The sequence below is a fragment of the Microbacterium schleiferi genome (assembly GCF_038150145.1).
GTDB classification, from domain to species: domain Bacteria; phylum Actinomycetota; class Actinomycetes; order Actinomycetales; family Microbacteriaceae; genus Microbacterium; species Microbacterium schleiferi_B.
This window is the reverse complement of record NZ_JBBWSA010000003.1, coordinates 105,982-126,988: the sequence shown is the minus strand read 5'-3', so window position 1 is coordinate 126,988 and position 21,007 is coordinate 105,982. Positions and strand designations below refer to the sequence as shown.

At 67.8% G+C, this 21,007-nt stretch carries 20 protein-coding genes and 1 tRNA gene; 19 read left to right on the top strand and 2 right to left on the bottom strand.

Translation table 11 applies throughout. The features are described from left to right. Positions 1–3: 3 nt before the first annotated feature. From AADH62_RS04130 to AADH62_RS04115, 4 genes are all read left to right on the top strand, one after another. The gene (locus AADH62_RS04130) at positions 4–660 is read left to right on the top strand and encodes an MBL fold metallo-hydrolase (protein WP_341578387.1); all 657 of its coding nucleotides are present in this window, start codon (positions 4–6) and stop codon (positions 658–660) included. A gap of 51 nt (positions 661–711) precedes the next feature. Then, positions 712–1,485, top strand: a complete 774-nt coding sequence (locus AADH62_RS04125; protein WP_341578386.1) for an IclR family transcriptional regulator — start codon at positions 712–714, stop codon at positions 1,483–1,485. A 105-nt stretch (positions 1,486–1,590) separates the two neighbouring features. Then, positions 1,591–3,333, top strand: coding sequence for a thiamine pyrophosphate-binding protein (locus tag AADH62_RS04120; RefSeq protein ID WP_341578385.1), 1,743 nt, complete (start codon positions 1,591–1,593; stop codon positions 3,331–3,333). Positions 3,334–3,343: 10 nt separating this feature from the next. Then, a complete protein-coding gene (locus AADH62_RS04115; RefSeq protein ID WP_341578384.1) occupies positions 3,344–3,583 on the top strand; it encodes a hypothetical protein in 240 nt (79 codons plus the stop codon). A 461-nt stretch (positions 3,584–4,044) separates the two neighbouring features. Here AADH62_RS04115 and AADH62_RS04110 read toward each other — a convergent pair. Beyond that, a tRNA-Ser gene (locus tag AADH62_RS04110) sits at positions 4,045–4,135 on the bottom strand. 148 nt (positions 4,136–4,283) lie between these two features. Here AADH62_RS04110 and AADH62_RS04105 point away from each other — a divergent pair. The 8 genes from AADH62_RS04105 to AADH62_RS04070 all read left to right on the top strand — a co-directional run bounded on the left by AADH62_RS04105 (position 4,284) and on the right by AADH62_RS04070 (position 12,105). Beyond that, a complete protein-coding gene (locus AADH62_RS04105) occupies positions 4,284–4,808 on the top strand; it encodes a ferritin (RefSeq protein ID WP_228177457.1) in 525 nt (174 codons plus the stop codon). A 55-nt stretch (positions 4,809–4,863) separates the two neighbouring features. Next, positions 4,864–6,249 (top strand): MFS transporter, encoded by a 1,386-nt coding sequence (locus AADH62_RS04100; protein ID WP_341578383.1) that lies wholly within the window; start codon positions 4,864–4,866, stop codon positions 6,247–6,249. Positions 6,250–6,273: 24 nt separating this feature from the next. Then, entirely contained in the window at positions 6,274–7,224 is a 951-nt protein-coding gene (locus AADH62_RS04095) for an L-lactate dehydrogenase (protein WP_341578382.1), read from the top strand. A gap of 152 nt (positions 7,225–7,376) precedes the next feature. Further along, positions 7,377–7,832 (top strand): PPC domain-containing DNA-binding protein, encoded by a 456-nt coding sequence (locus AADH62_RS04090; RefSeq protein ID WP_341578381.1) that lies wholly within the window; start codon positions 7,377–7,379, stop codon positions 7,830–7,832. 32 nt (positions 7,833–7,864) lie between these two features. Continuing rightward, the gene (locus AADH62_RS04085; protein WP_341578380.1) at positions 7,865–9,073 is read left to right on the top strand and encodes an amidohydrolase family protein; all 1,209 of its coding nucleotides are present in this window, start codon (positions 7,865–7,867) and stop codon (positions 9,071–9,073) included. Beyond that, entirely contained in the window at positions 9,070–10,446 is a 1,377-nt protein-coding gene (locus AADH62_RS04080) for an amidohydrolase (RefSeq protein WP_341578379.1), read from the top strand. Before AADH62_RS04085 ends, AADH62_RS04080 begins: the two co-directional genes overlap by 4 nt. Positions 10,447–10,530: 84 nt before the next feature. Next, the gene (locus AADH62_RS04075; protein ID WP_341578378.1) at positions 10,531–11,274 is read left to right on the top strand and encodes a creatininase family protein; all 744 of its coding nucleotides are present in this window, start codon (positions 10,531–10,533) and stop codon (positions 11,272–11,274) included. 72 nt (positions 11,275–11,346) lie between these two features. Continuing rightward, positions 11,347–12,105 (top strand): GntR family transcriptional regulator, encoded by a 759-nt coding sequence (locus AADH62_RS04070; RefSeq protein ID WP_331790820.1) that lies wholly within the window; start codon positions 11,347–11,349, stop codon positions 12,103–12,105. Positions 12,106–12,117: 12 nt separating this feature from the next. On the opposite strand, the gene AADH62_RS04065 is transcribed toward AADH62_RS04070, so the two are convergent. Continuing rightward, entirely contained in the window at positions 12,118–12,603 is a 486-nt protein-coding gene (locus AADH62_RS04065; RefSeq protein WP_292713141.1) for a nucleoside deaminase, read from the bottom strand. A gap of 181 nt (positions 12,604–12,784) precedes the next feature. Here AADH62_RS04065 and add point away from each other — a divergent pair, with 181 nt between their 5' ends. From add to AADH62_RS04030, 7 genes are read left to right on the top strand one after another with little or no spacing between them, the layout of a single operon-like run. Further along, positions 12,785–13,888: an adenosine deaminase gene (add, locus tag AADH62_RS04060; protein ID WP_341578377.1), complete on the top strand. Its 1,104-nt coding sequence runs from the start codon at positions 12,785–12,787 to the stop codon at positions 13,886–13,888. 17 nt (positions 13,889–13,905) lie between these two features. Next, positions 13,906–14,517: a hypothetical protein gene (locus AADH62_RS04055; RefSeq protein WP_341578376.1), complete on the top strand. Its 612-nt coding sequence runs from the start codon at positions 13,906–13,908 to the stop codon at positions 14,515–14,517. A gap of 20 nt (positions 14,518–14,537) precedes the next feature. Beyond that, positions 14,538–15,551 carry a BMP family lipoprotein gene (locus AADH62_RS04050; protein WP_341578375.1) on the top strand — a complete coding sequence of 338 codons (1,014 nt, stop codon included), beginning with the start codon at positions 14,538–14,540 and terminating at the stop codon, positions 15,549–15,551. Further along, positions 15,548–17,089, top strand: coding sequence for an ABC transporter ATP-binding protein (locus tag AADH62_RS04045; protein WP_341578374.1), 1,542 nt, complete (start codon positions 15,548–15,550; stop codon positions 17,087–17,089). The genes AADH62_RS04050 and AADH62_RS04045 overlap by 4 nt, the downstream gene beginning before the upstream one ends. Continuing rightward, on the top strand, positions 17,086–18,906 hold the full coding sequence (locus AADH62_RS04040; RefSeq protein WP_341578373.1) for an adenine deaminase C-terminal domain-containing protein: 1,821 nt from the start codon (positions 17,086–17,088) through the stop codon (positions 18,904–18,906). Before AADH62_RS04045 ends, AADH62_RS04040 begins: the two co-directional genes overlap by 4 nt. Continuing rightward, the gene (locus tag AADH62_RS04035) at positions 18,903–20,048 is read left to right on the top strand and encodes an ABC transporter permease (protein ID WP_331790826.1); all 1,146 of its coding nucleotides are present in this window, start codon (positions 18,903–18,905) and stop codon (positions 20,046–20,048) included. Before AADH62_RS04040 ends, AADH62_RS04035 begins: the two co-directional genes overlap by 4 nt. After that, positions 20,045–20,992: an ABC transporter permease gene (locus tag AADH62_RS04030; protein ID WP_292713127.1), complete on the top strand. Its 948-nt coding sequence runs from the start codon at positions 20,045–20,047 to the stop codon at positions 20,990–20,992. The genes AADH62_RS04035 and AADH62_RS04030 overlap by 4 nt, the downstream gene beginning before the upstream one ends. Positions 20,993–21,007: the final 15 nt, after the last annotated feature.

The window sequence follows — 21,007 nt, the reverse complement described above, 5'->3', positions numbered from 1 at the left end:
GGCATGGATATCACCCGGTACGGCCAATCGGCGCTGCTCATCGAGGAACAGGGCACGCGCATCCTGATCGATCCCGGCTCGCTCTCGGGTGAGCACGTGTTCGCGCTCGACCGGCTCGATGCGCTGCTGCTCACCCACGACCATCCCGACCACCTCGATCCGGACGGAGTCGCCCGGCTCGTCGCTCGTAGCCCCGACGCGCTCGTGCTGGCGCCCGCCGAGGTTCTCGACGCTCTGCCCGTCGGCGCGGATCGCGCCATCCCGGTCAGTGACGGCCAGGCGTATCGCGTCGGGGCGGTGGACATCGAGGTCGTCGGCTCGTTGCACCAACTGATCCACGAGCGCATTCCGCAGGGCCTGAACGTGGGATACGTGCTCGGCGTCTTGGGTGGGGCACGCCTGTTCCACCCGGGCGACAGCTATGAGAGCGCCCCTAGCGGCATCACCGCGCTTGCGCTGCCGCTCCTCGGGCCGTGGGGAAGCTTGCGCGAAGCGATCGACTTCGCGGATGCTGTGGCTCCGCGCCACATCTTCCCCATCCACGACGTGCACCTGAGCGCGATGGGGCGCGAGCTGTTCTGGAGCTGGCTGCAGAAGTTCAGTCTCACCGACATGGCGGCGTTCGATCCTCCGATCGGCTACCCGGTGGGGATCGGCTGAGCACAAGCGCGCGATCGCGCGTCGACGGACACGAGCCGATGGGACGAAGACGTGCCAACTGACTACCGACCGCCGCCGTACGCGATCGCCTCCGTCGACAGCGCGCTTCGCGCCATTCATCTGCTGCGCGACTCTGGTTCGATGCGCGTCACCGATCTGGCCGCAAGCCTCGGCGTGGCCGTGTCGTCGGCCCATCGGATCCTGTCGATGCTCGTCTATCAGGGGTTCGCGGTGCAGGACAACGCCCGGCGCTACGTCGCAGGGCCAGCGCTGTGCGCACCGGTTGTCATGTCTCAGCGCAATCAAGACCTAGCGGTCCGTGCGCGTCCGGTGCTGGAGGAACTGCGCGATACGTGCGGCGAGACCGTCAATCTGGCCGTACGTATCGGCATCCACACCCGTGTACTACAGACGATCCTCGGCGGGCCGGACGCACTAGGGGACCGGACAGGGCACGTCTACCCGGCACACTCCAGCTCGGCAGGGAAGGTATTGCTGGCGACCGAGCCACCCGCTCTCGTCGATCGGCTGTACGACCCGACCGACGGTCGCGCGGTGCTGTACGGCAATCCACCTGACCTCGGCATCCTGCGTCGGGCACTCGAGCGCACCCGCGTAGCGGGCTATGCCGTGTGCCACGAAGAGGTGCAACACGACATCTCCTCAATCGCCGTGCCCGTACTACCGGAACCGGGGCCGCCGGCGGCCATCGTCCTCCTAATGACGGCGAAGCGGCTGTCCGCTTTCCTCGAAGGCGGCGATGCCGCCCTCGCGCCACTGTTCCACGCCCGCCACAAGCTAGAGGCAGCACTGTCGGCAGGGTAATTCTGACGCGCAGAATTGTGTTTCGCCTGGCCCCCGACGTCAGGTTGACTTGCCGCGTCCGCGAGGGAAACCCGACGACGAGGTCGGTGTGAGGAGGAGTCGCACATGGCGCTGGACCAGCAGAAGACGACGGTCTCGGGGGCGGAGCACCTGGTACGAACGCTCGAACGACTCGGGGTCGACCACGCGTTCAACATCGTGGGCCTTGGGCTGTTCCCGCTCGCCGAGGCGCTGTACGCCCACCGCAACCGAATCCGCTACGTGTCGGCGCTGAACGAGACCAACCTCGCCCTCATCGCGAACGGTTTCGCGCGGGCGCAGCGCTCGGCCGCGTTCGTCAACGTCTACCATGCGTCGGGAACCGCGCTCGGGATGATGGCTGTCACGACGGCGTGGGCGGAGCAAGTGCCGCTCGTCTATACGACGACCACCTCGAGCCGCGAACTCGCGGGCCGCGACCAGTACGCTGCAGTGCCGCGCGCTGCGACGGAGATGAGCGGGCAGTTTGTGAAGTGGAGTTGTGAGGTACCGAACGCGGCGCGCATTCCCGAGATTCTCGCGCGTGCGTTCCAAATCGCTAACACCCCGCCGTTCGGCCCCGTGCACGTCGCCATTCCGATGGACGTGTGGAAGGAGCAGGTGGAGGACCGCTCTGACGCCATCCGTCCTCTGCAACTGTTCGGCAACGCTTGCGCGGAAACGCGCGCCCTCGACGCGCTCGAGTCGATGCTGCGGTGGGCGGATCGACCGATCATCGTGGCCGGTGCCGAAGTCGGTCGGTACGGCGGGTTCGACGCGCTCGTCGAATTGGTGGAGGCGACGGGCGTCGCTGCCGCCAGCGAAGACAAAGTCTCCGACCTCGGCTTCCCGACGACGCATCCGCAATTTATTGGAAAGCTGGGGTCGAACCGCGACTTCCTCCGCGCGTCTGATGCGGCGATTCTCTGGGGCGTCGAGATGACCGAATCGGGACTGACCGAGCGGATCGACTTGGCAGGCACAACGACGGCAGTCGTGTCGGCCGATCCGAGCGCGCTCACGCGGCAAGTGCGCGCCGATGTCGCGGTGCTCGGCGCGGCCGGCCCCACGCTCGATGCGCTGGCCGCACGCTTCCGTGAGAATCCGCTCGATGAGACCGTGCGGCGCGCCCGTCGCCACGCCGCCGAGGAGCGGCACCGCGAGAGAGCGGAGCGCGCTGAGGCCATCCGCCGGATCCGCTTTGACGCACCGGAGCTGGCCATCGGACGGATCGTCACCGAGATCGTTGAAGCGATGCCCGCCGACACCATCATCGTGAATCACTGCGCGTCAGGCGAGCCGTTCGTTGAGGAACTGGTTGCCGTCGCCGACCCCAGTGGCTTCTACGGCATCTCGAGCAAGGCCAGCGCTCAAGGATGGGGCGGGCCTGCAGCCATCGGCGTCCAGCTTGCGAACCCCGGTCGGCGTGTCGTCGCCATCCTGGGAGACGGCGGATTCATGTTCTCCTCCACCGCCGTATACGCTGCGGCCCAGTTGCGCACTCCTGTTGTCTTCGTGGTGCTGAATAACGGCGGGTGGCGCGACATTGCTGCGCTCGCCCGCGTCGCAAACTCACCGCTTGTCGACGCCGAGCGCGAGTTCGGGTGGGAGTTCAGCGAACCCAGCATCGCGCACGCGGACTTCGCGGCAAGCTTTGGACTCGACGCGCGCCGCGTGCACACGGCGACCGAGCTCCGCGCGGCGTTGGAGCGCGCCGCAAGAGCCGATGCTCCGTCGCTGATCGAGGTGATGAACTCACGCGAAGATGCTGACGAGTTCTCGCGGGTCTTCACCCAATCGCCAGGTCTCCCGCGGAGCCCCACTAGGTGAGCACCTGTCGGTGTCCACCACACGGGCAGACGGGGGGAGCGGGGCGCTGAAGACTGGTAAGACCGTCACCACAGTCGATGCTCGCGGACTTGCCGCGATCCAGGCAGCAGCGTCGGCGGCGGTGAAACTCACCGAGCTCCCCGACTTCACCAGCGAAGCGATGGTCCTCCCGGAAGAGTTCGAGCACGCAATGATGGAGTGCGAATCCGCCGGCGCAGCCCCCATCATCATCATCGGCGAGGGAGGCTGATCGTCACCCCCGGCTGAGGTTTCGGTACAGTTCAGCGGATCGCGGGCTGTGTGTAAGCGAACTCGCGATGACCTACACGGAGCACGCGAAGCATCTGGTTCTGCGGCTCGAGCCTGAGTAGCACGCGGTACTCGCCTTGGACGGCCCAGCTCACTTCGGCCTGAGCCCCTAACGGGCACGTGTCTCTTCGGCGCTGTGCGGCACTGCGTCAGAGGCAAGGGCCTCGTCGAGATCCTCGCGGATGTCCGGTGTGGACAACCGGAAGGCGGCGCCGCCGACGAGACGCTCGCCAGACAAGGACCCACCTACGGTGGGGTGAGATTGCCCAGGGCGGGCACGGGTGACTCGTCGACCACCAAACGCCAGGTCAGTGGACAATTCCGCAGGGAGGACGCGTTTACCCGAATCTTTACCCACACACAGAACAGCGCCCCAAAAGAGGCGCTGATCTGGGAGAAAAATGGCGGTGACGGTGGGATTTGAACCCACGGTAGGGGGTTACCCTACACAACTTTTCGAGAGTTGCACCTTCGGCCGCTCGGACACGTCACCGTCCTCCAGTTTACGACACGCCGCACTCGCGCCGAAATCCGGCACCGGGTCGCTTCGCCATGATCGCCCGCACGCCCTCACCGCTGTCTTCGCCAGACCACGGTCTGACAGGATGGGAGGGAGAGTTTCGCGACCCGATCGGAGTGTCATGACCACGTTCGACCAGCTGCTGTCCGAGCAGATCGGCCACGAGTTCGCGGCCAGCCAGCAGTACATCGCCATCGCCGTCTGGTACGACGACCACGACCTGCCGCAGCTCGCGCGCCACTTTTACCGCCAGTCCGTCGAAGAGCGCAACCACGCGATGATGCTCATCCAGTACCGCCTCGACCGCGACATGGGTGTGACCATCCCCGGCGTTCCGGCTGTTCGCACCGACTTCGCCGACCACGCCGAGCCGATCCGCCTCGCACTCGAGCAGGAGAAGCGGGTCTCGTCGCAGATCGAGGCACTGTTCGCCGCGGCTCGTGCCGAGAGCGACGGACTGGGCGAGCAGGCGATGCTGTGGTTCCTGAAGGAGCAGGTCGAGGAGGTCGCGTCGATGACGACGCTCCTCAACATCGCCGAGCGCACGACGAACCTCTTCGACATTGAGAACTTCGTCGCTCGCGACATGCCAAACGGCGACTCGACCGAAGCCGACGCCCCGCCCGCTGCCGGCGGCGCACTCTGACCTGAGCGACCCCACCGTCGCGCAGGGCGCGTAGCGTGACGATGTGGCACCTCGCATGAGTCGATCGCAGCGACTCATCCTCACGATCGCGATCCTGGCGTCGTTCGTCGCGTTCCTCGACGGCACGCTCATCAACGTCGCCCTCCCCGCGATCGAGACCGAGCTCGGCGGCGGGCTCACGACCCAGCAGTGGGTGGTGGACGCCTACCTCATCACCCTCGGATCGCTCATCCTGCTCGCCGGTTCGATCTCGGATGCCTTCGGTAGGCTGCTCGTGCTGCGCATCGGCCTCTACGGATTCGCCGCGGCATCCGTCGTGATCGCGATCGCGCCAGACCCCGTCATCCTGATCATCGCCCGTGCCGTGCAGGGTGCGGCAGGCGCGTTCCTCGTTCCCAGCTCGCTGGCGCTCATCACCTCCCGCTTCGACGGCGCGATGCGCGGCCGGGCGATCGGCATCTGGACGGCCATGACCACCGGCGCCATGATCGTCGGGCCCCTCATCGGCGGCCTCTTCGTCGACTACCTGTCGTGGCGATTCGCGTTCGTCATCAATGTCGTACCGATCGGCATCACGCTGTGGCTGCTGCACCGGCTCGGCGAGCGCGACGAGCGCCGCCCCGACGCTCGCATCGATTGGATCGGCGCCGCCCTGTGCACCTTCGGACTCGGCGGGGCGGTCTTCGCGCTGATCGAACAACCGAACCTCGGATGGGGATCGCCCGTGATCTGGGGGACGTTCGCGGCCGGCATCCTGCTGTTCGCGCTCTTCCTGTGGCGTCAGCGATCGGCGACGGCACCGATGTTGCCGCTTGACCTCTTCCGCATCCGCAACTTCTGGACCGGGAACATCGCGACCCTGTTCGTGTATGCAGCGCTCTCGCTCAACGGCTTCGTCGTCACGGTCTACCTGCAGCAGGAGGCTGGGTTCTCGGCGACCCTCGCGGGGCTTGCGAGCCTGCCGACCACCGTCATGATGGTGCTGCTGAGCGCCTCGATGGGGTCCCTGTCTGACCGCTTTGGGCCGCGGGTCTTCATGACCGTCGGGCCGCTCGTGATGGCCGGCGGATCGCTGCTGCTTCTCACGGTCACCGACCCCGTCAACTACTGGCTCCAACTGCTGCCGGGGCTCATTCTGTTCGGTCTGGGACTCGCGATCACGGTTTCGCCGCTCACTGCCGCGATCCTCGGGGCCGTCGACCCGGCTCGCTCCGGGATCGCGTCGGCGGTGAACAACGCGGTCGCGAGAATCGCCGGGCTTCTCATCATCGCGACGCTCGCGACGATCGTCGCCGGGAGCCTCGATCTTGACGGATTCCACCGCGCCGCGATCGTCACGGCCGGACTCATGGTCGCGGGCGGGATCGTGTCGTTCCTCGGCATCCGGAACTCCGACGTCGCACCAGCCGAGGAGCGGGCGGAGCCGGCTACCGGCGCGTAACACCGACCTGGAAGACTGTCCCCCATGAGTGTGATCGAGAACTCGAAAGTCACCGTCGTCGGCGCCGGCAGCGTCGGATCCAGCGTCGCCTACGCCGCCCTCATCCGCGGGTCGGCCCGCCACGTGGCCCTGTACGACATCAATACCGCGAAGGTGGATGCCGAGATTCTCGATCTCGCCCACGGCACCCTCTTCACCGGGTCGAGTGACATCAGCGGTGGCAGCGACATCTCCGTGGCCGAAGGCTCCCACGTCGTCGTGATCACCGCAGGCGCCAAGCAGAACCCCGGGCAGAGCCGCATCGAGCTGGCGGGCGTGAACGCGGGCATCCTGCGAAAGACGCTCCCCCAGCTCCTGGAGGTCGCCCCCGACGCCGTCTACGTCATCGTCACGAACCCGTGCGACGTGCTCACCGTGCTCGCGCAGGAGGAAACCGGCCTTCCCCCGGAGCGACTCTTCGCGTCAGGAACCGTCCTCGACACGTCGCGCCTGCGGTGGCAACTCGCACAGCGCGCGGGGGTTGCCACCTCAAGCGTGCACGCCTACATCATCGGGGAGCACGGCGACACGGAGTTCGCGCTGTGGTCCCACGCGAGCATCGGTACTGTTCCGCTCCTGGAGTGGGAGTCCGAGGGCCACCCGCGGATGACGGTTGATGAGCTCGATGCCATCACGGTGGACGTGCGCGACTCCGCCTACAAGGTCATCCAGGGCAAGGGCGCGACAAACTACGCGATCGGGCTCTCGTCAGCCCGCATCATCGAGGCGATCCTGCGCGACGAGAACGCCGTGCTTCCCGTCAGCACTGTCTTGCGGGATTTCCACGGCATCGACGGGGTGGCCCTCTCGGTGCCCTCTATCGTGAACTCACGCGGCGCGTTCCCGATCCGCCAAACGCCGTTCTCCCCGAACGAACTCGCACTGTTGCGTCGGTCGGCCGACGCGCTGCGCGAGGTCGCCGGCTCCCTGCGCTGAGCCGGTCACCGCGCTACAACCTACGGTGGAGCCATGCACCCGATAGCACGGCGACGCCCCCACCTCTCGCGCACACCGCCCGGACCGACCTCCACCTCCGCGGAGGAGATCACTGGATGGGCGGGCGACTCGGACCCGCGTGCAGGTGCGCGGTGAGAAGTGCAGAGATCACGACGGGTCGTCAGTGGATGCTCGTGCTCGATCCCGGCGAGGAACTCCTCGAGACGATCACCGCTTGGTGTGTCAGCGCGGGAGTCACGCAGGCGACAGTGAGCCTGTTCGGCGCGTTCCGCTCGGTGCGTCTCATCGGCACCAATGCGCCGCTCGCCGATGAGGAGCCTCCGTTGGCCGACGCCGTCGACATCGCCTATCTCGAGGGCGTCGGCTCGGGCACCATCACGAGCGTCGGAGGAACGCCCAGACCCCACATCCACGTCGCCGCGGGCGTGAAGTCACAGGGGTCGACCGCGTATGCCGGGCATCTGCTGCGGGGCGAGGTGCACTACACCGTCGAGGTGACGGTGATCGAGGTGATATCACCGACTTTCGTGCTGCGGCACGATACTGAAGCGTTCGGGCTGACCAGCCTCCACTTCACGACCCCCTGACGCCGCGCCACACGATCGCAGAGGAAGACACCATGACAGGCACCACGATCTTCGGCGTCGACGTCTGGGACGGCCATCGTGCCCTCGGGCGCGTCGATCTCACCTGGGAGTCCGGCACCATCACAGCGGTCACCCCCACTGCTGCAGGAACGCCTGTATCGGGTCTCAGTGTGATCCCGGGGCTTGTCGACACCCACGTGCACCTGGATACCAACGCGATCTCGGGCAAGCCCGATCGCTCGTGGGCACTCATCACCCCGCCCGAGGAGCGCTCGCTCCACATCCTCGCTCACGCGCAGCGCGCGGTACAGGGCGGCGTCACGACCCTCCGCGACCTCGCCTCGGAGTCCTGCCACTTCGCCGTCTCCCGAGCCCTTGACGCCGGCATTGTCGAGGGCCCCCGCCTCTACGGCGCAGGCCCCGTGGGGATGACCGCGGGGCACGGCGACCTGTTCACGCCGCCCAACTACCCGTACCGGCCCGCGACGGCCGACAGCCCCGACGAGTGCCGCAAGCTCGTGCGCACCTGGGCCCGAGCAGGGGCAGAGTCGATCAAGATCTACACGTCGGGAGGCATCCTCTCGATGGGCGACAAAGTCACGTGGCGCAACCATACGGATGCCGAGCTTGCCGCCACCGTCGACGAAGCGCATGCCCTCGGCATGCTCGTCGCAGCGCACAGCCACACCGCGGAGGGCATCGATCGGGCGCTGGCTGCCGGGGTCGATTCCATCGAGCACGGCACCGGGATGACGCCCGACCAGATGCGCGTGCTGGCGGAGCGGAACATCCCGGTCGGCCCGACGCTCCTGATCCACGAACGCCTCGAATCGGGCGCCGAGGGGATCCCCGACGATGCTCGGGAGAAATCGGCCGAGATGGCGCGGGTGCGCGGCACCCGCCTGCGTGACGCCGGGCGTGCGGGGGTACGGTTCGTCCTCGGCACCGATGCGAACGGGGTGTTCACCCTCTTCGGCGACCAGATGGAGGAGGTTCGTCTCATGGCGGAGTTGTTCGGCTGGGATGCCGAGCGCGCGCTGCAGGCAGCAACGAGCGATGCTGCAGACTCGATCAACCTGGGGGGGCTCGTCGGCACGATCCGCGAAGGTATGGCAGCCGACTTCATCGTGCTGGAGGGGCGCCCGTGGGAGGACATCGCCGAGCTCGACACGGCGCGGATTCGCGCGGTCGTCGCGCGGGGGCGCGTACAGGCGGGCGCCCTGCCGGCGGTCGTGGCATGAGCGCGGGGATCCAGCTCATCACGGCCGACATCGTCGTGCCGATGACGCGCGAAACCGAGGTCCTCGTGGATGCGGGAGTCGCGATCGACGGCGACACGATCGTCGCGGTCGATGACATCGCGACCCTGCGCGCGCGATTCCCCGGTGCATCCGAGCGACACCTGGCCGACCATGTCCTACTCCCGGGGCTCATCAACGGCCACCACCACTCCGGCCTCCTGCGCGGCACCGCCGAACACCTCCCCGTCTGGGAGTGGCTGCGGCTGCACATCGACCCGATGCACCGCGTGCTCGAGCCAGACGACGCCGAGGCCGCAGCCCGACTCTGCTACGCAGAAGGGTTGCTGTCGGGCACGACGACTGTCGTCGACATGTGGCGGTACATGGATCGCGCCGCGGCAGTTGCCACCGAACTCGGCAACCGGCTCGTCACCGTCAACTACGTGGGCGAGCACCCCGACTACGACTACTTCGACACGCTCGACGACAACGAACGGGTCCTCCGGGAGTGGACCGGCGCGGCAGGCGGGCGCATCATGCCGTGGGTCGGACTAGAGCATCCGTTCTACGCCGACGAGGCGGGCCAGCAGCGCGCGATCGCGATGGCAAAGGACTTCGACACCGGGATCTACACCCACTGCAGCGAGTCCGAATGGGACGTCCAGATCTTCCACGAGCGCATGGGCATGCGGCCGATGCACGCACTGGAGAAGCTGGGATTCTTCGATACGCCGCGGACCATGATCGCCCACGCGGTATGGCTGGATGCCGACGAGATCACCCTGATGGCAGATCGTGGCGTGAGCATCTCGCACAACCCCGTGAGCAATATGAAGCTTGCCAGCGGCATGGCCCCTATCGCTGAGCTCATCGAGGCCGGCGTCGCGGTTGCCCTCGGCACCGATGGTGAGAAAGAGAACAACAACCTCGACATGTTCGAGGAGATGAAGGTCGCGTCCCTGCTGGGCAAGCTACGAAAGATGGATGCCGCGGCCATGGATTCCTGGCAGGTGCTGCGGATGGCCACGATCGAGGGCGCCCGCGCGATCGGGCAGGCGGATCGGCTCGGTTCCCTCGAGCCGGGCAAACAGGCAGACCTCATCGCCGTGCGTTCGCACACGCCGCGGATGACGCCCCTGCTTCCTGCCGGCGCCTACGCCAACATCCACCACAACCTCGTTCACGCGGTGCGCGGGTCGGATGTCTCGCTGACGATGGTGGCAGGTCACGTACTCGTCGAGGACGGTGACCTGCGTTCGGGTGACCTGTCTCGCATCATCGACGATGCGCGCGGCCGCATCCCGGGCCTCTTCGCGCGACGCACCGCATACTTCGATTCGATCGAGAGGCCGCCGGGACTGTTCGATGACTGACGGCCACGCAGCCCGCTACCGTTGGGCCAGGAACGCGCATCCGACTCAGCGGCGACACGCTCGCCCCGACCCCGCGGAGACTCTGTGATCGAACTCAGCTCGTCGACATGGACCGACATGCGCGATGTCTTGGCTTCGGGTCCTCCCCTCGCCGTCTTGCCGTTCGGAGCTCTGGAGCAGCACGGCCCGCATCTGCCTCTGGATACCGATACCCGCCAAGCAGAGGCGATCGCCCGCGGAATCGCCTCGGGCCTGGATGCCGTGCTCCTCCCGAGCATCGAGTACGGAAACACGTGGGGAAACGCCGCCTTCCCCGGCACCGTGTCACTCTCGGTCGACACTGTGGCGGCGATCTGCGGCGATATTGCGGCGTCGCTGGATGCGGCAGGCTTTGCCCTCTTGGTCGTGGTGAACGGGGACTACGGCAACCGCCTGCCCCTCCAGCTCGCCGCCGAGAAGCGGGCGGAGGCAGGCGAACGGATGCCGGTCCTGGTGCTCGACTATCCCGGGCTTGTCGACATCGGCGATCAGGTCAAAGAGAGCCCCTGGGCAGCCCCGGGCCTGTGCCACGCCGACGAGCTCGAGACGTCGATGATGCTCGCCATCTCTCCCGCCACCGTGCACCCCGAGCGGTTCGTCGCTGAATATCCAGAACTGCCGCCCGACTTCGGACAGCGGCCCCAGGCGTTGGCGCCACTTGGTGAGACAGGAGTGTTCGGCGACCCTCGCGCGGCGACCGCCGCGAAGGGCGAACAGATCATCGCGCATGTCGTCACGCAGTCGCTGGCCGCGATCGAGCGCACTCTGCGAAGTCTTGGGCTTCGGTGAGCGCCCATGACATGGCCGACCGATAGCGTGTGGGTCAGCCCCACTGCCACCGCGCCTGTGTGAGGAGACCCCGTGACCACCTACCTCCCGCTGCCGCGCCCGGGTGGCGACGCGGACACGATGCGTGTCCAGCACGGGCTGCTGCGTTATGTGCGCGAGGCTGCCGCGCTCGGGGCACCCTTGCCCGGCGAACTGGAACTGACGGCGCGGCTGGAGTGCAGCCGCCAGCAACTGCGCAACGCCATGGCACAGCTCGAGGCGCAGGGAATCGTGCGTCGTCGACAGGGGACCGTGACCACGGTCGATCCCATCGCGCTGCGGCTGAGCGTCCGCCTCGAGGAGCAGTTCGAACACACCGAGCTTCTCGACCGCCTGGGCTATCACGCCGAGGTGGAGGTCCTCGAGTCCCGCACGCTGTCGCTCGGCGCTGAGATCGGTGCCGTGATGGAGCGGCCCGCAGACACGACTCGACTCGCCGTTCGCAAGCGGTGGCGCGCGGATGGCGCCGTCGCGATGATCGCCGACGACACGGTGCCGATTCCGGGTGAGCTACCCCCGGAGTTCGACCCGAGCGAGTCGGTGTTCACCTTCGCGGCGCGGGTATGGGGAGAGCCTGTCGTGTGGGAAGTCACGACGCCCGGGGTGGCGACGCTGTCGGGCGAACTCGCCGAGCTGTTCGAGAAGCCCGAGGGCACCCCGGTCATGACGCTGGAGGTCATCGGCATCGGCGCGAGCGCGCGCCGCATCCTGCACAGCGTCGAGTACCACGACCCCGGGATCGTGTCCTACTCGCTCGTGCGCACCGTCCGCCCGCCGTGGAGCGCGCTGTAAGCTCGTCGCCCGCTAGAGCCAGAAGCCCTCGTGCACGACGGAGGCCTCATCTTCGATGTGCGGCCCTGAGACCTCAATCGCGCGCTGTCCTCGGGCGAACACCTCACGGCACGGCAGCGAGAACGTCGGGTTCTCGGGGTGGTCACCGGTGAGACCGAGAAGTCGATACTCCGAGAGTGCATAGACGACCCGGTCGATCCCTGCCCAATAGGCGGCCCCCGAGCACATGACGCAGGGTTCCGCACTGGTGTAGAGAGTCGATCCCTTCATGCCCTCGATGCCGAGCGCCCGGGCAGCCGCGGCGACGGCCCGCAGCTCAGCGTGTTGGGTCGGGTCACCGGCCGGTGGCAGGGAGTTGTTTCCCGCCGTGGCAACGACCGCACCTGACGCATCGACCACGAGTGCTCCGAAGGGGTGGGCGCCGGCCTCACGCGTCTGGGCGGCGATATCGATGGATGCCCGAAGATGCGCGAGGTCGAGGTCGGTCAGATCAGACACGGAGAAGCTCCCTTGTGAACAAGTCGATGAGGTCGGCCCGAGTCTACGTCGTAACAAGCCGTAATTTAGCGCGTCGATTACGACGCTGTTACAGGTGTCGAAAGGTTACGGGTCAACTTGTCAACAAGTACCACCCAGCGGATAGCGTTCTGACAGCCGACCCGAAAGGCACCGCACCCTCATGCCGACCCCCGTTCCTGCCGCCCCCCGCATTGACGAGCAGGCCATTCGCGCGCTCCCGAAAGCTGAGGTGCACATCCACCTCGAGGGGACGTTCTCGCTGCACGACATGCTCGTGTTGGCGAAAGAGAGCGGCGTCACGCTCCCCGGGCCGGCCCGGACGATCTTCGACATCTCCACCCACGACGACTTCTCCGCGCCGAGCGTGACCACGGGCGGCGGCACGGGCGCCGGGTCTGCGGGTCTGACCGGCTTCCTGCGCTTCCTCGACTGGCAGTGCGGCCTCGTCCGCACGCCGGAACAGGCTGCGCGCGTGGCGTACGCGTTCGCTGCCCGGCAGACTGCGTCGGGAATCCGCTACTCGGATGTCATCGTCAATCCGACTCACTGGAACGCCTGGCGCGGGCGCGAGCTCGATCTGCTCGCCGCCCTGTCGGAAGGATTCGACGAGGCAGCCCAGGACGGCCTCTGCGAAACCGGCATCGCGTACTCCCTGCTGCGCAGCCAAACAGCCCGTGAAGCCGAGGACATCGTGGCCGCGCTCACCTACCGCCGACCCGAGCGCGTGGTGGCACTCTCCGTGGACGGCGACGAAAAGGTCACGGGTCGCACCGGCGAGAAGTTTCAGGCGGCATTCTCCCGCGCCGCCGTTGCGGGCCTTCGCCGCACCGTCCATGCCGGAGAGTCGAGCGGCCCGGCGGGGGTCTGGGATGCGATCGATCTGCTGCAGGCAGAGCGCATCGACCACGGGGTGCGCTCGATCGAAGACCCCGCCCTCATCGAGCGACTGGTGCGCGACGAGATCAGCCTGGGCGTGTGCCCGCGCTCGAACGTGTCGCTGGGCATCTATCCCGATTGGGTCTCGCATCCACTGCCGCGGCTCCTGGATGCCGGTGTCCGTGTCACGCTGAACACAGACGACCCGGTGCCGCTCGGCACGACCCTCGAGGCCGACTGGGCCGTGGCTGCCGCGCAGTTCGGTTTCACCGAAGCCGACCTTGCGGGCTTCGCCCGCCGCTCGATCGAGGCATCTTTCGCATCCGACGACCTCAAACGCGACCTTTTCCTCGAGCTCGATACGCACGTGGCGGCGCCGACATCATGAGCCCACTTCGCCCCCCGGTGACGATCGCTTCCGCGGCCCTTGTCGCGTCAACAGCGCTCGCCCTGGCGTGGGCGGCGAGCGCGCATGCTGCCGACGGCACCACGCCGCTCGCACCGATCGTGGCCGACTGGCCCGACCAGTTCGCGGTCGTCGGCACGAAGGCGGAACCGCTGTACACCGAGCGCATTTCGTTCGCGCGGTCCGGTGACGACTTCACGCTCACGATCGAGGTTCTCTCGCAAGGCGACGTTGCGCTCGGGACCCAGACCAGCACCGTGTCGGTGGATGACGGCACTGTTCGCTGGGTCGAAGGGTGCACGAAGACCGACGCCCAGTGTGAGCACGACACCGCTCTTCGCGGCTTCCTCACGACCGCGCTCGTCGTGGCTGCGGAGCATGCAGGCACGCTCCCGGCATCCGGCGTCGTGCGCGATCTGCACGGCACGGATGTCGTCTGCATCGACGACGCCGCCCTGTACCCCGCGCCGTCCGTCGTCTCCCTTCACCCCTGCTTTGACATCGCCTCCGGCGCTGTCCTCGGGCAATGGTCCCCCGATTCCCACGCGTTCGTCGGCGCCACCCTCGCCGACGGATTCCGCATCACCACCCCTGCACCACCACTTCCCTGACCCTCCCGAAAGGACACAGCATGCGTATCTCCCGTTCCCTTGCGTTCCTCGCAACCGCCGCGACAGCCGCGATCGTTCTCGCCGGATGCTCGGGCTCCACCGAGCCGGCAGCATCCGACCAGCCCGCCTCCGAGGTCATCACCGTCGGAGCCCTCACCCCCGGCAATGCGAACGACGGCGCCTTCAACCAGGCGCTCGCCGACGCCCTCGCACAACTCGAGGAGGAGGGTCTGATCACGTACGAGCTGCGCGAGCAGATGGCCGACCCGGCCGAGAGCGAGCCCGTGATCGCCGACTTCGCCAGCCAGGGCGTAGACCTCATCATCGGCCACGGCATCGAACTCGGCGACGCGATCTTCTCGGTCGCCGAGGACTTCCCGGACGTCTCGTTCACGGCATCGGGCGGTGCCGACATCCTCGAGAAGTACACCGACAACGTCGAGACCTGGACGTACGACGTCGCGCAGGTCGGCTACCTGTCGGGCTACATCGCCGGGCTCACGCAGCTCTCGCCGATCGGACGCGTCGAGAGCATGGAACTCGACTTCGTCGTGGCGACTGACGCCTTCTTCCAGCAGGGTGTGACCGCAGCAAACCCGGCTGCGGAGTTGCTCCCGGTCGTCTACGCCGGAAGCTTCGACGACGCCGAGGCGGCGGCATCCGCCACCACCGGCCTCATCGGTCAGGGCGCCCAGCTTGTCTACACGACCGGCGACGGGATCGCCGCCGGTGTCGGGGCTGCGGCAGCCGACGCGGGCGTCCCGACCGTCGGCGTTTCGCCCGCTGCCGGCGAAGAGGCACTCTCGGTGAACGTGTCCACGGTCGATCTCGACATGTACCCCATCGTGAAGGCGTGGGTCGAAGAGGTCGCTGCCGGTGACTTCGGCGGCAAGAGCGTGGTCTCCACGCTCCAGAACGGCGGTATCGCCTACCAGGAGATCAACGACGTCGACGGCACGATTCCCGCCGATGTCGCGACCAAGGTCGAGGAGCTGATCGCAGGCCTCACCGACGGAAGCATCACGATCTCTTGACCATCACCTCCGCACTCGAGACCGACCGGGCCCTGGAGGCTCGGTCGGTCTCGAAGACCTTCGGCACCACCCGCGCCCTTGACGGCGTGGACATCCTCGTACGCCCCGGCACGGTGCACGCCCTGGTCGGCGAGAACGGCGCGGGCAAGTCCACGCTCGCCAAGATCCTCGCGGGTATTCAGGACCCGGATGCCGGCACGATGACCATCGGAGGGGCCGCATACGCTCCCCGGGACCGCGCCGAGGCCAAGGCGCGTGGCGTGAACATGGTTCCGCAGCAGCTGAGCCTCGTCGGCGAACTCTCGCTGCTCGAGAACTTCCTGCTCGTGAGCCCCGACCGCCTCCTGCGGCGTCGCGCTGCCCACACCCTTCTTTCGCGCACGCTCGAGCGCGCCGAGGTCGATGTCGATCTCACCGTTCCCACGCGCACCCTGACGCAGGCGCACCGCCAGCTCGGCGAGATCGTCGTCGCTCTGGCTGAGGGCGCGACGACCCTGATCCTCGACGAACCGACGGCAAGCCTTGGCCCCCGCGAAGTCGGCGGCCTGTTCGACCACCTCCGCTCGCTGTGCGAGGGCGGCACGGCAATCGTGCTCATCACGCACCGCCTCGAGGAGGTCGGGGCCGTCGCCGACGACGTTTCGGTACTCTCCCACGGTCGCCTCGTGCACCACGGTCCCGCCGAGGAGCTCAGCCCAGACCGCGTCGCGCGCCTCATGGTCGGCGAGCTACCGCCTCCTGCCGAGCGAGCACCGCGAACCCCGGGGGACACCGTCATCGAACTCCGGGACGTCACCGCGGTCTCCGACACGGATGCCGACCTCGAGGCCGTCAGCCTCCAGGTACGCGCAGGCGAGATCGTCGGGGTTGCCGGGGTGGCCGGGAGCGGCCAGAACACGCTCATGGATGTCCTCGCGGGGTTGACTGTCCCCCGCGAGGGGACAGTGCGGATCGACGACCTCGACCGGCCGCGGGCCGTGGACCTGCTCGAACGCGGCGTCGCCTGGATCCCCGAGGAGCGCAGCGACGGGCTTGTGCCGAGCCTCAGCCTCGGAGACACCCTCTCGCTCTACGACAACGCCGTGGGCTCGGCATCCCGGCGCCCGAAAGAACGTCGCGATGCAGCAGCGACACTCCAGGACTTCGACGTGCGCCCGGCGAACCCCACCCTCGCCGCCGGCGGTCTCTCGGGCGGGAACCAGCAGAAGCTCCTGGTCTCGCGGGAGCTCGGCACGGGGTCCCCGCGGGTCGTGCTCGCCTACGGTCCGACGCAGGGCTTGGACCTGCGCGCAGCGCAGGCGATCCGGGAGCGGCTGGTCGCTGCCGCCGAATCGGGCGCCGCAGTTCTTGTCGCATCGCACGATCTCGAGGAGCTGATGCAGCTCGCGGACCGCATCCTCGTCATGTTCTCGGGACGCGTCGCCGCCGAGTGGCCGATCGCTGAGGTCACGACCGACAAGGTCGGGGCGGCGATGGCGGGCCTGACACCTGCCGGATCCCCCACCACCACCACTCCTACCACTGAGGATCTCCCGTGACCGAGCTGAGCAGTCTGGTCCCCACGACCGAGGAACTGGTGCGCCTGCGCGCCGTCGCGTCGGGGAACGACACCCCTGACCTCATCATCCGCGGTGGCCTGGTGCAGTCGCCGGGCACCGAGGAGTGGCTCGAGCGGGATGTCGTGATCAGCGGACGACACATCGCCACACTCACCCCCTGGGGCCACATGCCCGAGGCGCACCGCGAGATCGATGCATCCGGCAGCTACGTGGTTCCGGGCTTCATCGACGCGCACCTGCACATCGAGTACACGAACCTCACCCCCGGCGAACTCGCGCGCCTGTCCGTCCCGCGCGGCACGACAACAGTCCTCGTCGATCCCAACGGCGCCGCAAACGTCTGGGGGGCTGACGGGATGGATTTCATGCTGTCCACCCGCACGCCGCTGCACATCTTCCAACAGGTCTCACCGACCACGCCGGGCGCCCCACACCTCGAGCTCGGCGGTGCCGTCATCCCCGAGGAGACGGTACGCGCACGCCTGTGGGATGACGTGACCGCGACCCTCGGCGAGACGAACCCGTTCGACTACAGCGAGCGCTCGACCGGAAGGTTCCGCGAGGCGCTGGCGGCGCGACGCCGGATGACGGGCCACACCGCCGCTCAAACGCACGAGTCGCTCTGGGGATACCTCGCCGCCGGCATCAGCGATGACCACAACGCGTCCACCGTTGATGAGGTGCTCGAGCGCACGCGACTCGGGGCGATGATCACGATCATGGCTTCGTCCCTCGCCGACAACACGCTGCCGCTGTTCGCCGACCTCGAAGCCATCGCACCGGCACTTCGGAGCCTGTGCTTCTGCGCCGACGACAAACACGCGCTCGATCTGTCGGCAGAGGGTCACATCGATCACCACATCCGTCAGGCCATCCGCTTCGGTGTGGATCCGCAGCTGGCCTACCGAATGGCGACGACGCAGCCGGCCCATTACTACCGCCTCGACCAGGTGCTCGGCATCCTCGCCCCCTCGCGCCTGGCCGACGTGCAGATCATCCCGGATCTCGCCGAGGTCCGCCCCTCGCACGTCATCGTCGCCGGCCAACTGCAGGGGCACGACGGCGCCCCGCTGTTCACCAACACCGACGACATTCCGGCGTGGACCCTGGACACGGTGCACCTGCCGGCCGAGCTCCCGGCTGACATCTTCGCGCTGGCTGCTCCCGAGGGCGCGCAGCGGGTGAGCGTGCGGGCGATGGAGATGTACAACGGCTACTTCAAACGGGAGTTCGAAGCGAGCCTCGAGGTCGTCGACGGGCGCGTGGTCTCGGACGCCGAGACCGATGTCTTAAAGATCGCCGTCGTCGACCGTCACCATGGGACTGCCGAGACCGGCATCGGATTCGTGCGCGGCTTCGGCCTGACTCGCGGGGCTGTGGCGATCACCATGAACTGCCCCAACATGAATATCGCGGTGGTTGGCGCAGACGATGCGTCAATGCTCATGGCCGTCGAAGAGCTCGGGCGAATGGGTGGCGGTTTCGTCACTGTCGCTGACGGCGAGGTCGTCGGGCGGGTTCCGCTTCCCGTCGGCGGAATGATGAGCGCCGAGCCCTGGCAGCAGACCGCCGCAGCCCTCGCGGAAGGTCACGCCGCGACGGCGGCGCTGGGATGCCGCATCCCGTCGCCCTACATCATCCTGTCGTTCGTCGGCCTCTACGTCGTGCCCGACCTCGGGCTGACCGAGCGGGGTCTGATCGACGCCGCGACGCAATCGTTTGTCGATGTGCTTCTCCCCGGCCCCGCCGGCGCGTGCGGTCACACGCATCCCCCCCACGATGAGGCGCACACATGAGCGGCAGGGTGCGCGGGTGGATGCTCGCGGGAAGCGTCGTCGTCGCCGTCCTGGTCGTCGCGACAGTGCTCATCCTCCTCGCCGGCGCCGACCCACTAACCGGCCTGCAGGGCCTGATCGCCGGGGTCTCGAGTTCCCCCTATCGCGTCGGTGAGTTGCTCGTCGGGGCGGTGCCGATCGCGATCGTCGCGCTGACGCTCATCCCCGCGCTGCGCGCCGGCGTGTTCTCCGTTGGAGCCGAGGGCCAGGTGATCTTCGGCGCGATCTTCGCAACCGCCGCGACCCTCGGCACAGCCGGCCTGTTCGGCGAGGGGGTTCCCGCCCCGGTGTACTGGGTCATCGGCATGGTCTCGGGCGCCCTCGGCGGTGCCGCGTTCGCGCTGCTGCCGGCGTGGCTCGCCGAGCGCTGGCACGTGAACATCATCTTGTCGACCCTCCTGCTCAACTACATCGCTGCGGGCTTTCTCGGCTGGACGCTTCGCACATGGCTCGCAAGTGATGAGAACACAGCTACCCCGCAGAGCCCCCAGCTGCCCGAGGCATCCGCCCTGCCCGATCTGATTCCCGGCACGCGCGCGCACATCGGCGTGCTGCTGATCATCGTGGTCGCCGTGCTGTTCGAGTGGTGGCGGCGCACCTCGCAGGCAACCCGCATCGGCGTGTTCGCCGAGCGTCCACGCCTGGCCCTCCGGCTGGGAACGACCCGCGCGCGGACTCTCTACGGCACGATGCTCGTCTCCGGCGCCGGAGCTGGCGTGGTGGGGTGGCTGCAGGTTGCCGGCGTGAATGAGCGCCTCTTCAACTCGGTCTCGGGAGGCGTCGGGTTCTCCGGCCTCGCTGTCGCCCTTCTCGGAGCGCTCCTGCCCGGCGGCATCCTGCTCGCTGCTCTCTTCTTCTCGGCGCTGACCGCGGGAGCACTCGGCATCCAATCGGCGACGGGCACCGTGCCCTCCTCGATCGCCGACGTCATCAAGGGGGTCCTGCTGCTCGGGGTCGCCGCGGTCGCCGGTGTCACGGCCCGGTCGGGGGCGGCCAGGCCCGCCGCGGCGCCCCCGTTGACGGATGTCGCATCAGTCGCTCCCGACGGTGAACCCACCCCGACGGCTGCGTCGGTGTCGGCAGGGACGGAGGAGCGATCATGAGCATCGAGCTGTGGGCCTCCATCCTCGCCGGCGCGATCGTGCTCGCGACGCCGCTGGTCATCGCCGGGCTCGGCGAGGGGTTCGTCGAGCGCGCGGGCCGGCTGAACCTCGGCATCGAGGGGATGATGATCCTCGGCGCGTTCGTCGCCGTATTCGTCGCGAGCTTCGCGGGGCTCGTCGCCGGCCTTGTCGCAGCGATGCTCACCGGACTCGTCCTGGCCGCCCTCATGAACCTCGTCGTATACCGACTCGGCGCCAACGAGATCGTCGTGGGGCTTGCGATCACGATGCTCGGCCTCGGGCTGTCCACCTATCTCTATCAACTGTGGGTGCCCGCCGGTCAGACCAACGTCTCAGTACCGACGGCACCCAAGCTCGATCTCGGCATCCTCACCGACATCCCGCTCATCGGGCCTGCCCTGTTCGGGCAGAGTCCCCTCGTCTACGGTGCCCTCGTGCTCGCGATCGCCGCCTGGGCGGTGTTCCGCTTCACGCGCTTCGGCCTGCAGGTGCGCGCCGTCGGCGCCGACCCGACCTCGGCGGCGCTTCGGGGTGTCCGCCCGCGGCAGATCGGAGCCCAGACGCTGCTGATCGGCGGGGCGCTCGCGGGGCTCGCGGGCAGTGTCATCACCCTCGGCTCGATCGGCGCGTTCAGCCCCGACATCACCGCAGGCCGGGGCTACATCGTGCTGGCAATCGTGATCATGGGGAGGATGACTCCCGTCGGCATCGCGATCGGGGCGCTGCTGTTCGGCTTCCTGCAGAGCTTCTCGCTGCTGGCGCAGTCGACCGCGATCCAGCTTCCGAGCGAGCTGTACCAGACCTTCCCCTACGCCATCACACTGATCGTTCTCGTGCTCACCTCTCGCGCAGCGCTCCGACGTCACCTGGGCCGGCACGTGCGCAGCAAGCCGGGCCGTACCCAGAGCCTCACCCCCGCCTGACCTCATTCGACCAAG